Here is a 13,085-nt window from a genome sequence, read left to right as displayed (position 1 = left end):
TTGGCGCCGTAACCACACGCGCGCGGCGCGGTTGTCAAGAACGCCCGCGACATGGCGCGCTGTGATCTGCTAAGAGCGCCGTCCATGAAGCTGATCAATACCACCCAAGAGTTGGCCGACGCCTGCTCCCGCCTCGCCCTGCACCCGTTCGTCACCGTCGACACAGAGTTCCTGCGCGAGACCACCTATTATCCGAAGCTCTGCCTGATCCAGATGGCTTCGCCGGACGAAGCCGTGATGGTCGATCCGCTGGCGGAGGGGATCGATCTTGCCCCCTTCATGGCGCTGATGACCGACCAGAACGTGGTCAAGGTCTTCCATGCCGCCCGCCAGGACCTCGAAATCGTCTGGATGCTCGGCCGCGTGCTGCCGACGCCACTGTTCGACACGCAGGTCGCCGCCATGGTCTGCGGCTACGGCGACTCGGTCGGCTACGAGCAGCTGGTCAACGACCTCGCCAAGGCGCGCGTCGACAAGTCGTCGCGCTTCACCGACTGGTCGCGCCGCCCGCTCAGCGAGGCGCAGCTGGTCTATGCCGAATCGGACGTCACCCATCTGCGCGACATCTACCTCGCGCTGCAGGCCGATCTCGCCGCCAGCGGCCGTGAGAGCTGGGTCGCCGAGGAGATGGCGGTGCTGAACTCGCCCGGGACCTATGAGGTCAAGCCCGAGAACGCCTGGCAGCGCCTGAAGGGGCGCCTTCGCAAGCCGAAGGAGCTGGCGGTGCTGATGGAGCTCGCCGCCTGGCGCGAGCGCGAGGCGCAGCATCGCGACGTGCCGCGCCAGCGGGTACTCAAGGACGATGCGCTGATGGACATCGTCCAGCGTGCGCCCCGCTCCACCGAGGCGCTCGGCGAGTTGCGCTCCGTGCCGAACGGCTTCGAGCGCTCGCGCGCCGGCGGCGAGGTGATCGCCGCGGTCGAGCGGGGGCTGGCGATCGATCCGCGCGACCTGCCCCGGCTGGAGCGCGAGCGCGGCCGGCCGGGCAACGGCGCCGTACTCGACCTGCTCAAGGTGCTGCTCAAGGCGACCGCCGATGCCGAGCGCGTCGCGCCGAAGATCATCGCCTCCACGGACGACCTCGAAGAGATCGCCAGCGACGACGAGGCGGATGTGCCGGCGCTGCATGGCTGGCGCCGCGAGATCTTCGGCGAGAAGGCGCTGGCGTTGAAGAACGGCTCGCTCTCGCTCAAGATCGTGCGCGGGCGGGTGACGGTCGGCTAGACGGCCACCACCGCGAAAGCCTGTTCCGGTCTATTCGGAAGGCGGGGCTTGTCCGGCGCGAGGAAACTGAGGTCTGTTGCGATCGTTCGAGCGCAGGCAGATTCTCGGGGGCGACGTGTTCATCCTGTTCCATCAATTGCCGCTGGCCGCCATGTTCCTCGCCGTGCTGGCGCTGAGCCTTGCGACCTGCTGGCTGCTGATCGTCCTCGTGCGCTTTGCCATCCCGCGGCTCGGCTACCGGCTGGACCAGCCGCTGCCGATCCGCGATTCCATCATCAACACCTGCGGGGCGCTGTTTGCGCTGATCGTCGCCTTCTCGGCGGTGGGCATCTGGAACGACGCCGTCTCGGCCCGGACTGCCGTGCAGCGCGAGGCGGATGCGGTGGAGACGGCGCTCACCCTGGCCGTGGTGCTGCCCGAGGAGACGCGCGCCACGCTAACCAAAGAATTGCAGGACTATCTCCGCGGGGTCGTCACCGTGGACTGGCCGGCGATGGCCAAAAGCAAGCCAGCCAACGATCCGGCCTTCGACCCATCGGAAAAGCATCTGCTCGGCGCCATCGATCTCGTCTCGCGGCTTAACATCACTGCCGCCTATTCGCCTCTGCTCAACCAGCTCCTGGAGATCCGCCACGCCCGGCTCGCACGGCTCACCGCCTCGGTCGCCGGTGTCAGCTGGGCGCAATGGTGCGCGATGTGGCTGATATCGACGACCACCCTGCTCTCGATCATCATCTGCAACAGCCATGCCTTCCGCATGCAGATCGTGGCGGCCCACCCTTTACGTGCTGGTCGCCTCGGCCGCCTATTTCGTCATCCTGGCGCACGACCGGCCCTTCATCGGCCGGATCTCGATCCAGCCGACGGCATTCGAAGGCCTCATAAAGCGCTAGAAGCGCTCCCGCCGTTCAGCGGATGTCGATCTCGCGCCCGAGCAGCTTGGCGAGCTGCTTCAGCCGCCCGGTAACGCGCTCGCTCGCCAGCGACTTCAGATCATCCGGCAGGCGCAGGACGAGCCGGCTGTCGACGCAGGCCAGCGGCGCCCGCGACAGGATGCCGGGCATGCCGGCCGAGATCAGATAAGCGACCCTGAAGGCCGCAGCGAGGATGTGCATGCGCTCGAGCAGGCGCACCGTCAGCAGCCGTCGCAGCCCTTCCGCCACCGGCGCCGAGGCCTTCAGGCCGGCATAGCGATAGAACGCCGTCAGCGCCAGGAAAGCGCGCCCGGCATGATCGACGCCGCTGAACGAAGCATGGGCGATGACGTTCAGCGTCTGCTCGCCGCGATAGTCGGGATGGGCGCGCCAGCCGATGTCAGAGAGCAGGCAGGCGGCGAGCTGCAGCCGTTGCAAAGCAGGATCGTCGTGCGGGTAGGCGCTGGCGACGAGCTTGTCGGTCCAGGCGATCAGGTCGGCGGCATGGCGCGGGTCGCGCGCACGCAGCTTGTTGTAGTCCTCGGCGCCGCGCAGCAACGCGTCGGCAGAGCGCTCGCTTTCGTCGAGCTGCTCGTGCAGCAGGCCTTCGCGGACACCATTGGCGGAAATCACGACATTGCGCGGCCGGCCGCGCTTGATGATCTGGTCGAGCACCAGCGCGCCATAGGCGAGAAGCGGACGCCGCGCCGAAGAGACCGCCTCGATCGCTTCGAGCATCGAGGCGTCGGCGCGTTCTACCAGCCGGACGAAGTCGCTCGCCTCGCGCGCCGGCACGATATAGCCGTGCATGACGTTGAGCGGGTAGCCAGACTGGCGCTGATGCAGGGTCGCGAGCGCACGCCAGGTTCCGCCGACGGCGTAGAAATCGCGCCCGCGCATGGCGGCGAGCTGCGGGTGATGGTCGAGATCGTCACGGACGATCTTCTCGGCCGCCTTCATGGAGCTCCGCGAGCGGTCGATCAGTGCCAGGCCGCCGAGCGGCAGGCTGATCCCCTCCCCGACCCTGTCGCCGTCGACCGAGATCAGCTCGAGCGAGCCACCGCCGAGGTCGCCGACGACGCCGTGCGGCTGGTCGAAGCCGGAGATCACGCCGAGCGCCGAGAGATAGGCCTCGCGGTCGCCGGAGATCAATTCGATCGGCTGGCCGACGGCGGCCTCGGCGCGCGCGATGAAGTCGGGGCCGTTCGAGGCATAGCGGGCCGCCGCGGTGGCGATGACCCTGAGCTGCCCGACATGCATCGCCTCGCAGAGGATGCGGAAACGCACCAGCGCCGAGAGCGCCTTGTCGATCGCATCCTGCGCCAGCATGCCCGTCGAGGCGACCTGCCGGCCGAGCCCAGCCATCTCCTTCTCGTTGAAGACCTGCGCGGGCGCCCGCGACAGGTTCTCATAGACGACGAGACGGACCGAGTTCGAACCGATGTCGATGATCGCGATGGTGTCGTCGACGCTCAGACGGCCCGAAGCCTGCTCAGGCCTTCTTGCCGGCGCGGCGGGAGAGGCTGCGAGGGCTCGAACTGGAGAGAGATTTGCCACGACCTGACAGACTCGGATTCGTCATGAAATACTTGTGGGCGTTGAACGACTCTTCGGCCGATGGCGGGACAATGCGTCGCGAGCCGCCATCGGGCAAGATGGTCCAGCTCTGTTCGTTGTCGAGAAAGTTCGCCAGCATGATCTGCTCGAGCATCTGCTGGTGGACTGTCGCGTTCAGGATCGGCGTCAGCGCCTCGACGCGGCGGTCGAGATTGCGCGGCATCAGGTCGGCCGAAGAAATATAGAGCTTGGCCTTGGCCGAGGGCATGCCGTGGCCGGCGCCGAAGGCGTAGACGCGGGTGTGCTCGAGGAAGCGGCCGACGATCGACTTGACGCGGATATTGTCGGAGAGCCCCGGCACGCCCGGCCTGAGGCAGCAGATGCCGCGCACGACGAAGTCGATCTGAACGCCGGCCTGGCTGGCGTCGTAGAGCGCGTCGATGATCTCGGGATCGACCAGCGAGTTGCACTTGCCCCAGATGGCGCCCTTGCGGCCGGCCTTCACATGCGCGACCTCCTCGGCGATATCGTCGAGCAGGCGCTTCTTCAGGTTGACCGGAGAGACGGCCATGCGCTCGAGCTCGGCCGGCTCGGCATAGCCGGTGATGAAGTTGAAGACACGGGCGACATCCTGCGCCATCACCGGATCGGCGGTGAAGAAGGAGACGTCGGTATAGATGCGCGCCGTGATCGGGTGGTAGTTGCCGGTCGCGATATGGCAGTAGGTTGCGAACTGCCCGGCTTCGCGGCGGACCACCATCGAAAGCTTGGCGTGGGTCTTGAGCTCGATGAAGCCGTAGACGACCTGCACGCCGGCGCGCTCCAGATCCTTGGCCCAGCGGATGTTCGCCTCTTCGTCGAAGCGCGCCTTGAGCTCGACCAGCGCCGTCACCGACTTGCCGGCCTCGGCCGCTTCGGCCAGAGCCTGGACGATCGGCGAGTTCGAAGAGGTGCGATAAAGCGTCTGCTTGATCGCGACGACGTTGGGATCGCGCGCCGCCTGCTGCAGGAACTGCACGACGACGTCGAAGCTCTCATAGGGGTGGTGGACGATGAGGTCCTTCTGGCGGATGGCTGCAAAGCAGTCGCCGCCATGCTCGCGGATGCGCTCGGGGAAGCGGGCATTATAGGGCTTGAACTTCAGGTCCGGGCGGTCGACGCCGACGAGCTGGGACAGCTCGTTCAGGCCGATCATGCCATCGACGACCACGATCTCGTCGGGATCGACCTTGAGTTCGCGGATGATCATGCTGCGCAGATGGGCGGGCATGTCGGCATGGAGCTCGAGACGGATGACGACGCCGCGGCGGCGCTGCTTCAGCATGGTCTCGAAGACGCGGACCAGGTCCTCCGCCTCCTCCTCGATGTCGAGGTCGGAGTCGCGGATGATGCGGAAGGAACCCGTGCCCTTGACCTCGTAGCCGGGGAAGAGCTTGCCGATGAACAGCGCGACAAGGTCCTCCAGCATGATGAAGCGCTGGACGCCCTCGCGGGCCAGATCGGGCAACTCGATGAAGCGGTCCATCTTCACCGGCACGCGGATCAGCGCATCGAGCGCGCGCCCGTCGCTGACGCGTTCCAGCGCCAGCGCGATGGTGAAGCCGAGATTGGGGATGAACGGGAAGGGATGGGCCGGGTCGATCGCCAACGGAGTCAGCACCGGGAAGACATAGTGCAGGAAGCGGTCTTCCAGCCAGATGCGGTCCTGCGCACCGATATCGGCGGGGCGCAACAGCACGATCCGGTTCGCTTCCAGGTCCTGCTTCAGCTCGGTCCAGCGGATCTGCTGGTCGCGGGTCAGGGCCGAGACCGCCTCGCCGAGGGCCGCAAGCTGCTCGGCCGGGCTGAGGCCATCCTGGCTCGGCGTCACCACGCCGGCCTTGAGCTGCTCGCGCAGGCCGGAGACGCGGACCATGAAGAACTCGTCGAGATTGTTCGCCGAGATCGAGAGGAAACGCAGCTGCTCCAGCAGCGGGTGGTTGCGGTTGGAGGCCTCCTCCATCACCCGCCGGTTGAACTGCAGCCAGGACAGTTCGCGATTCATGAAGCGCTTCGGCGACTGCCGGAGATCTTCGTCCAGATGAAGGACCGCAGCCTCGGAAGCCGGCACTGCCGTTTTCGGAACCGGCGCTTCCGCCACATCTTGGGTCATGCGCTTTGCTCTCGCTGTCGACGCCGCTCGTGCCACTGCCGGTCCTGTAGCTGTGTTCTGTGTCGGTTTGCTTGCAGCCGCAGTGGCCGCCCTCGCCTTGAAGCCATCGTAGCGTGACGGTTCGATGACATGCGAGGCGCAAGCGTCATGAACGCTCTCCTGTCACCGGATGTTTCAGCAAGCCGGCGAGGAAAAGATCGAGCGAGCGTTCCATCACATCCTCGGCCTCGTCCTCCGCGACGCCCCAACTCGGGAACTGCCCGTCGATCAGCATGCGCGCCAGGCCGTAGACCAGCGCCCGCCCGGTGGTCTGGATCAGCTGCGGGTCGTCGACCCTCAGGAGCCCGCGCCGGCCCGCCTCCTCCAGCAGGCTCACCATCTGCGCCTGGATCCGGGCATTGTCTGCGCCGAGCGAGGCCGAGCCGGCGAAATCGATCGCCCGGCGCGAAGAGATGATCTCGAAATGCGTCGGATTGCGCCTCGCCCAGTCGAGAAAGGCCTTGCCGATGGCGCGGATGCGCCGGATCGGATCGTCGCTGGTCTCGCGAGCCAACGCGGCAGCGATCTCGACCTGGAAGCGCGCCATCGCCTCCTCGGCCACCGCCGTCATCAGCGCGACCTTGTCGGGGAAATGCCGGAAGGGAGCCGCCGGCGAGACGCCGACGCGGCGCGCCACTTCGCGAATGCTGACCGCCTCGAGCCCGCCTTCGGCAGCCAGCGCCAGCCCTTCCGCGATCAACGCCTCGCGCAGGTTGCCATGATGATAGGACGAGCCGCTTGCCCCGCTCTCGCCCGATCCCGTCCGACTCGCTTTCGCCGTGCTCATCGCAGCGAGCCTAGACCAGATTGCCATTCCCCTGCAGCCATCGGGCCGCTCATCACGGTTATGTAATCATCGATTACATTCCATTGCCATCCCCCTCGCCGAATGTAATCGTTGATTACATCTTGAAGCACGCAAGCGGGTAGCGACAATGTCGAACGAAGCAAAAAGCAGCCCGGTTCGTCCACCAAGCCTCGACGGCTGGCCCCTGCTGGGTGCCCTCGCCGCCATCCTGACGATTGCAGCCCTTGCCGCCTTCGCCTCGACTGGCGGCAGCGAAGGCATCCGCATGGCGATCCGGCTGACAGCGCGGACCTCGCTCGCCCTCTTCCTCCTCGCCTTTACTGCCTCCGCCATGTTTCGCATCCGGCCGAATCCATGGACGCGCTGGCAATTGCGCAACCGGCGGCAGCTCGGCCTCGGCTTCGCGGTCTCGCACCTGCTGCACGCCATCGCCATCATCGCGCTCGCCGTCACCGATCCGAAGCTGTTCGCGGAACTGGGCGGGTCGAGCATGCTGGTCGCCGGCGGCAGCGCCTATCTCGTGATCGCGGCGATGGCGGCGACCTCGTTCGACCGGACGGCCGCGTTGATCGGCGCGGTCGCCTGGCGTCGGCTGCATCTGTTCGGCGCCTGGTACATCTGGCTGAGCTTCATGGTCACCTTCGGCAAGCGCGCGCAGCTCGACATGGCGTACTGGCCTTTCATCGCAGCGCTGCTCGGCGCCGCCGCGCTGCGCCTCATCGTCAACGTCCTGCCATTTCCAGTGCTGCGACGCTGACGGCGCTTGCACCCGTCACGCCCCTGCTGTTTGGTCGGCATGTGAATCCCGCATGCCTTCAAACGTAGTCCAGAGAGCCAACTTGTCAGAGCAGAACCAGCACGCCGACGACCACGGCGATATCGTCTACCCCTCGGCCATTCCCTTCGTACTGGCGCATCTGGCCTGCTTCGGGGCGCTCTGGAGCGGCGTCAGCGCCACCTCGCTCTGGCTCGCCTTCGGCCTGTACTGGCTGCGCATGTTCGCGGTGACCGGCGGCTACCACCGCTATTTCTCGCACCGGACCTACAAGACCAGCAGGATCGGCCAGTTCGTCCTCGCCTTCTTGGCCCAGTCGACGGCGCAGAAGAGTGTGATCTGGTGGGCCTCGAAGCACCGGCACCATCACCGCTTCTCCGACACCGAGCACGATGTGCACTCTCCGGTGCAGACCTCGTTCTTCTATTCCCATGTCGGCTGGATCTTCAGCAACGGCCATGACCGCTGCGATACCTCGACCGTCACCGACCTGACGCGCTTCCCCGAGCTCAATTTCCTGCATCGCTTCGAATTGCTGCCGGCCTTCGCGCTGGCGCTGATCTGCTTTGCCGTCGATGGCTGGAGCGGGCTGTTCGTCGGCTTCTTCTGGTCGACGGTCGCGGTCTACCACGGCACCTTCTGCATCAACTCGCTGGCGCATGTGCATGGCGACAAACACTACGTCACAGGCGACGAGAGCCGGAACAACTGGTGGCTGGCGATCATCACCATGGGCGAAGGCTGGCACAACAACCATCACGCCTATCAATACAGCGTCCGCCAGGGTTTTCGCTGGTGGCAGTGGGACCCGACCTATTACCTGATCCTCGGCCTGTCGAAGCTGCGCCTGGTCTGGGACCTGCGGGCTCCGCCTCAGGCGGTGGTTGAACGGTCGCAGGCGCTGCCGCCGCGGGTGATCGAGCGCTCGGCCGAGCGGCTCGCCGCCTCCGTCCCGGTCGAGCGCATCGTCCAATCCGTGCGTGACGCCTATGCCAACGTGCCCGGCCTGCCCGAGCTGCATCTGCCGACGCTGACGCTACCCGAGTTCCGCGAGGCGCTCGCCGCGCTGCAGGCGCGGGCCAGCGAGCAACTGCATGCGATGCAGGCGCAGGCGCAGGACGCGATTGCGCAGTGGCACATGCCGACCCTGCCGAGCCGCGAAGAGTTGGCCGAGAAGGCAGCCGCAATGTTCGTCAAGACGCCGTCGCTCGACGCGATCGCGGCGCGGGCGCACGACCTCCTGATCGAGACGATCCACGCCCGCCTGACCGGCACGGCGAATACGGCGAAGGCCTGAGCGATCACTCGTCCGGGAAAAGCGAGGCGACCACCTCGGTGGCCATGGCGCGAGTGACGCGCCGGCCACGCTCGAGCGAAAGCTTGTCGAGCGCGTCGACAAGATCGCGCGCCGCGGCGAAGGAACGCTCCATTCGCAGCGCCAGCGCTTCGATCGTGCCGGTGTCGACGATGAGCTGACGATCGACGAAGAGCTTGACCAGAAGCGCGCGCAGCAGCGCATCATCTGGCGGCGCGATCTCGGCTTGCGGCGCCAGACGCAGGCGCGAAAGCAGGTCCGGCACCTTCAGGCCCCATTGTCCCGGCTCGGTCCGCGCCGTCAGCAGCACCGAGGCGCCGCGCGCCTTGGTGGCGTTGAGCAGATGGAACAGTGCCGGCTCGTCGAGCGGAGCGCGGTCGCAATCCTCGATCACCAGCGCGCTGCCCGAAGCCAGATGCGGCACCTTGGCTTCGTCGAGTTCGGCGGCGGAGAGCGTCCAGGCATGGGCACGCGCCGCCCAGATCGCGGCGAGATGGGTCTTGCCCGCCCCTTCCGGCCCGATCAGCCGCAGCCAGGAGGCGGGCCAGCCCGGCCAGCTCTCGATCAGCCCGTAGGCCAGCTCGTTCGAGGGGCCGACGAGGAAATCCTCGACGCCGTGACGGCTGTCGACCGGCAGGTCGAAGGCGAGCTGGCGCGGCTTCGCCGGCGGCTCAGGGTTCGGCACGGGGCACAGTCACCTGGCCGGTGTGGCCGCGATAATACGGGCTGGCCAGATACTGCCGCAGCACGAAGCGGGCGAGCACGCCGATGACCGCCGCGAGCGGTACGGCGAGCAGCAGGCCGACGAAGCCGAAGAGGGAGCCGAAGGCGAGCAGCGCGAACATCAGCCAGACCGGGTGCACGCCGATCGAATCGCCGACGAGCTTGGGCTGGAGGATATTGCCCTCGATGAACTGGCCGGCGGCGAAGACGCCGAGCGTCAGCAAGGGCATGGTCCAATCCGGCCAGAACTGCACGGTGGCAACACCGACGGAGAGCACGAGGCCGGTCAGAGAACCGACATACGGAATGAAGGACAGAAAGCCGCTGATGATGCCGATCAGCGCGCCGAAATTGACGCCGACCAGCGACAGCCCGATCGCATAGAACGTCCCGAGCAGCAGGCAGACCAGTGCCTGTCCGCGCAGGAAGCCGGCGATGGCCGTGTCCATCTCGTGCAGCAGGCCGCGGATCGTGTCGCGATGGTCGAGCGGCAGCCAGCCGTCGACGGTCGCGACCATGCGGTCCCAATCGGCGAGCAGGTAGAAGGCGATGACTGGGGTCAGCACCAGGAGCGAGAACACGCCGATGATCGCGGTGCCGCCCGACCAGAGCGAGGCCAGCAAGCCGCCGGCCCATTTGGTCGCCTCGCCGACGAGATTGCCGAGCGAGCTTTGCGCATCCTCGGCGAGCTTGGCGCCGCCGAAGCGCTCGATCAGCGGCGCGCCGCGCTCCATGATCAGCGCCTGCAGCTTGGCGGCATCGCCCGGCAGACGTGCCACCAGCCCGGCGAGTTGCTGGCTGAGCAACGGTGCCAGCAGCACCGTTCCAACGATGAAGACGAGCAGGAAGAGGCAGAGGATCGCAATCGTCGCGGTCAGCCGGCTGAGGCCCCAGCGCTCCAGCCGATCGGCCAGCGGATCGAGCAGATAGGCCAGCGCCAGCGCTGCGATGAAGGGCAGCAGCACGTCCCGGAACAGCACCAGCGCGAGCACGAGAACGGCGAGGGCGAGCAACCAGAAGAGCAATTGACGCTGAAGACTCATGCACTCGCCTCTACACGACCCATGGCGCTTGATTATGGTGATCCACCGCAGATCATCCAAGGTTCTGGGTCAGCCCGCCATGTGCCGCAGCCAGAGCGCGAGGTAGGCGCCCATGGAGGCTAGCGTCAAGGCCGCAACGAGGATCTGCGCCGCCGGCATGATGGCGCCGACGTCGATCTCCAGGGATTTCGAGCCGAGCACCAGCGCCGCAAAGACCAGCTGGGCGGCGGTGTTGAGCTTGCTGACGACAATGGGCGCGATCGTCACCGGCTTCTCCAACAGCCAGGACAGGATGACCGCCGTGACGATCATCAGGTCGCGGGAGACGACGACGATCACCAGCCAGACCGGAATGATGCCGATGATGGCGAGGGTAATGTAGATCGAGACGATGAGCGCCTTGTCGGCGAGCGGATCGAGATAGGCGCCGAGCTCGCTCTTCATGTCGAAGCGCTTGGCGATGAAGCCGTCGATCGCGTCGGAGACGCCGGCCGTGACGAAAAGGAAGAAGGCTTCGTCCCAGCGGCCGTTGACGATCATGACGATCACCAGCGGCACGAGGATCAGCCGGGCGATGGTGATCAGGTTCGGAAGCGTCATCGCGGGAAACCTGCCGACGGAATCGCGTCTCAGGGTAGAACATGGGCGGGAGAAGTGCGAAACGCTTTCGCGGAAGGGCTTGCCCCCCGCCCTGCCCTTGCCTATTCGCTCGCGAAGCAAGAGCCGGATCCGATCAGGTCGAAACGACCTGATCGGTGAATCCGTCTCTCACTTATGGTTTAAAGACCGTTTGACCGATCAGCTTGCGCAGCAAGCCGATCGGAACGGGCTTTAGGAGCGAGTGCCGATGACCAAACCGGGCGCCAATGGGCTGACCTATGCGCAGGCGGGCGTCGACATCGATGCCGGCAACGCCATGGTCGACGCGATCAAGCCGCTGGTGCGCTCGACGCGCCGGCCCGGCGCCGACGCGGAGATCGGCGGCTTCGGCGGCCTGTTCGATCTGAAGGCGGCCGGCTTCAGCGATCCGATCCTGGTCGCGGCCAATGACGGCGTCGGCACCAAGGTCAAGATCGCGATCGAAAGCGGCCGGCATTCGACCATCGGCATCGACCTCGTCGCCATGTGCGTCAACGATCTTGTCGTCCAGGGCGCCGAGCCGCTGCTCTTCCTCGACTACTACGCCACAGGCAAGCTCGACCCGCAGGCCGGCGTCGAGATCGTCCGCGGCATCGCCGAGGGCTGCCGCCAGGCCGGCTGCGCCCTGATCGGCGGCGAGACCGCCGAGATGCCGGGCATGTATGCCGGCAGCGACTACGACCTCGCCGGCTTTGCCGTCGGCGCCGCCGAGCGCGGCACGCTGCTGCCGCGCGCCGATGTCGTCGCGGGCGACGTCGTGCTCGGCCTGCCCTCCTCCGGCGTGCACTCGAACGGTTATTCGCTGGTCCGCCGCATCGTCGCCCTCTCGGGCCTCGGCTGGGAGGCGCCCGCCCCCTTCGCGCCGGAGCAGACGCTGGCCGAAGCGCTGCTGGAGCCGACCCGGATCTATGTGAAGAGCCTGCTGCAGGCGCTGAAGGCGGCGCCCGGCATCAAGGCGCTTGCCCACATCACCGGCGGCGGCTTCCCCGACAATATCCCGCGCGTGCTGCCCGACGATCTCGGTGTCGCAATCGACCTGCCGGCGATCGCCGTGCCGCCGGTGTTCGGCTGGCTCGCAAAGGTCGGCGGCGTCGCCGAGCGCGAGATGCTGCGCACCTTCAACTGCGGTATCGGCATGATCGTCGTCGCCGAAGCCGCTCAGGCCGATGCGGTCATGGCGGCGCTGGCCGAGGCCGGCGAGAAGCCGGTACGCCTCGGCGAAGTCACGGCACGCGGCGCGGACGAGGCCGTCACGTATCGCGGGAAGCTCGCCCTGTGAGCACGGCAAGGCGGGTGCCGACCGCGATCCTGATCTCCGGTCGTGGCTCGAACATGGTCGCGCTGATCGAGGCGGCCAGGGCTGTCGAGTTTCCGGCCGAGATCGTGCTGGTCGCCGCCAACCTGCCGGATGCCGGCGGGCTGCAGCGGGCGGCGGCCGCCGGCATCGCCACGGCCAGCGTCGACCACCGCCCCTTCGGCAAGGACCGCGAAGCCTTCGAGCGAGCCCTCGACGCCGAGCTGCAGGCCCACGGCATCGAGCTTGTCGCGCTCGCCGGCTTCATGCGGGTGCTGACACCCTGGTTCGTGACGCGCTGGCAGGGCCGGCTGATCAACATCCACCCCTCGCTGCTGCCGGACTTCCGCGGCACGCACACCCATGCGCGGGCGCTGGCAGCCGGCGTCACCGAACATGGCTGCACGGTGCATTTCGTCGTGCCCGAGCTCGATGCCGGCCCGACCATCCTGCAAGCCAAGGTGCCGGTCCTGCCCGGTGACGACGAGGCAAGCCTGTCGGCGCGCGTGCTGGAGCAGGAGCACAGAATCTACCCGCAGGCGCTGGCGCTCGTGGCGTCCGGAGCGACCAGGCTGGAAGACGGAGTGGCAATCGGCCGCTGA

The 13,085-nt window shown here is 66.9% G+C and carries 12 protein-coding genes; 6 read left to right on the top strand and 6 right to left on the bottom strand.

Annotation, left to right across the window (positions count from 1 at the left end; translation table 11 throughout):
• The first annotated feature begins 84 nt into the window (after positions 1–84).
• Together rnd and CXY91_RS01480 are read left to right on the top strand one after the other, a co-directional pair.
• Positions 85–1,224 carry a ribonuclease D gene (gene rnd, locus CXY91_RS01485; protein ID WP_091829650.1) on the top strand — a complete coding sequence of 380 codons (1,140 nt, stop codon included), beginning with the start codon at positions 85–87 and terminating at the stop codon, positions 1,222–1,224.
• 76 nt (positions 1,225–1,300) lie between these two features.
• Positions 1,301–2,191: a bestrophin-like domain gene (locus CXY91_RS01480; protein ID WP_100959001.1), complete on the top strand. Its 891-nt coding sequence runs from the start codon at positions 1,301–1,303 to the stop codon at positions 2,189–2,191.
• Here the strand turns inward: CXY91_RS01480 and ppx are convergent.
• From ppx to CXY91_RS01465, 3 genes are all read right to left on the bottom strand, one after another.
• Positions 2,133–3,695 carry an exopolyphosphatase gene (ppx, locus tag CXY91_RS01475; protein WP_100959000.1) on the bottom strand — a complete coding sequence of 521 codons (1,563 nt, stop codon included), beginning with the start codon at positions 3,693–3,695 and terminating at the stop codon, positions 2,133–2,135. The genes CXY91_RS01480 and ppx overlap by 59 nt on opposite strands.
• Positions 3,631–5,847, bottom strand: a complete 2,217-nt coding sequence (locus CXY91_RS01470) for an RNA degradosome polyphosphate kinase (RefSeq protein ID WP_091829656.1) — start codon at positions 5,845–5,847, stop codon at positions 3,631–3,633. Before CXY91_RS01470 ends, ppx begins: the two co-directional genes overlap by 65 nt.
• Positions 5,848–5,992: 145 nt before the next feature.
• On the bottom strand, positions 5,993–6,673 hold the full coding sequence (locus CXY91_RS01465) for a TetR/AcrR family transcriptional regulator (RefSeq protein ID WP_100958999.1): 681 nt from the start codon (positions 6,671–6,673) through the stop codon (positions 5,993–5,995).
• 148 nt (positions 6,674–6,821) lie between these two features.
• Between CXY91_RS01465 and CXY91_RS01460 the strand changes: the two genes are divergently transcribed.
• Positions 6,822–7,451, top strand: a complete 630-nt coding sequence (locus tag CXY91_RS01460; protein ID WP_100958998.1) for a hypothetical protein — start codon at positions 6,822–6,824, stop codon at positions 7,449–7,451.
• 82 nt (positions 7,452–7,533) lie between these two features.
• Entirely contained in the window at positions 7,534–8,766 is a 1,233-nt protein-coding gene (locus CXY91_RS01455; RefSeq protein ID WP_248307305.1) for an acyl-CoA desaturase, read from the top strand.
• Positions 8,767–8,770: 4 nt separating this feature from the next.
• Here CXY91_RS01455 and CXY91_RS01450 read toward each other — a convergent pair whose 3' ends face one another.
• From CXY91_RS01450 to CXY91_RS01440, 3 genes are all read right to left on the bottom strand, one after another.
• Positions 8,771–9,469: a P-loop NTPase family protein gene (locus CXY91_RS01450; RefSeq protein WP_100958996.1), complete on the bottom strand. Its 699-nt coding sequence runs from the start codon at positions 9,467–9,469 to the stop codon at positions 8,771–8,773.
• Positions 9,456–10,550, bottom strand: coding sequence for an AI-2E family transporter (locus tag CXY91_RS01445; protein WP_100958995.1), 1,095 nt, complete (start codon positions 10,548–10,550; stop codon positions 9,456–9,458). The genes CXY91_RS01450 and CXY91_RS01445 overlap by 14 nt, the downstream gene beginning before the upstream one ends.
• A 69-nt stretch (positions 10,551–10,619) precedes the next feature.
• Complete coding sequence (locus CXY91_RS01440) at positions 10,620–11,150, bottom strand: CDP-alcohol phosphatidyltransferase family protein (protein ID WP_091829669.1); 531 nt, start codon at positions 11,148–11,150, stop codon at positions 10,620–10,622.
• Positions 11,151–11,397: 247 nt separating this feature from the next.
• Between CXY91_RS01440 and purM the strand changes: the two genes are divergently transcribed.
• Both purM and purN read left to right on the top strand, forming a co-directional pair.
• Positions 11,398–12,468: a phosphoribosylformylglycinamidine cyclo-ligase gene (purM, locus tag CXY91_RS01435; RefSeq protein ID WP_100958994.1), complete on the top strand. Its 1,071-nt coding sequence runs from the start codon at positions 11,398–11,400 to the stop codon at positions 12,466–12,468.
• Positions 12,465–13,085 (top strand): phosphoribosylglycinamide formyltransferase, encoded by a 621-nt coding sequence (gene purN, locus CXY91_RS01430; RefSeq protein ID WP_100958993.1) that lies wholly within the window; start codon positions 12,465–12,467, stop codon positions 13,083–13,085. Before purM ends, purN begins: the two co-directional genes overlap by 4 nt.

Source organism: Allobosea sp. FBZP-16 (genome assembly GCF_002831785.1).
Lineage (GTDB): Bacteria > Pseudomonadota > Alphaproteobacteria > Rhizobiales > Beijerinckiaceae > Allobosea > Allobosea lupini.
Note: the sequence above shows the minus strand (reverse complement) of the source record. Positions and strands in the feature narration are given on the sequence as shown.

What these genes read in the sequence shown, in the direction of transcription:
- CXY91_RS01460 (WP_100958998.1), top strand. Translation starts at nt 6,822, where the DNA reads ATGTCGAACGAAGCAAAAAGCAGCCCGGTTCGTCCACCAAGCCTCGAC.
- rnd (WP_091829650.1), top strand. Translation starts at nt 85, where the DNA reads ATGAAGCTGATCAATACCACCCAAGAGTTGGCCGACGCCTGCTCCCGC.
- CXY91_RS01465 (WP_100958999.1), bottom strand. Translation starts at nt 6,673, where the DNA reads ATGAGCACGGCGAAAGCGAGTCGGACGGGATCGGGCGAGAGCGGGGCA.
- CXY91_RS01440 (WP_091829669.1), bottom strand. Translation starts at nt 11,150, where the DNA reads ATGACGCTTCCGAACCTGATCACCATCGCCCGGCTGATCCTCGTGCCG.
- purM (WP_100958994.1), top strand. Translation starts at nt 11,398, where the DNA reads ATGACCAAACCGGGCGCCAATGGGCTGACCTATGCGCAGGCGGGCGTC.
- CXY91_RS01470 (WP_091829656.1), bottom strand. Translation starts at nt 5,847, where the DNA reads ATGACCCAAGATGTGGCGGAAGCGCCGGTTCCGAAAACGGCAGTGCCG.
- CXY91_RS01445 (WP_100958995.1), bottom strand. Translation starts at nt 10,550, where the DNA reads ATGAGTCTTCAGCGTCAATTGCTCTTCTGGTTGCTCGCCCTCGCCGTT.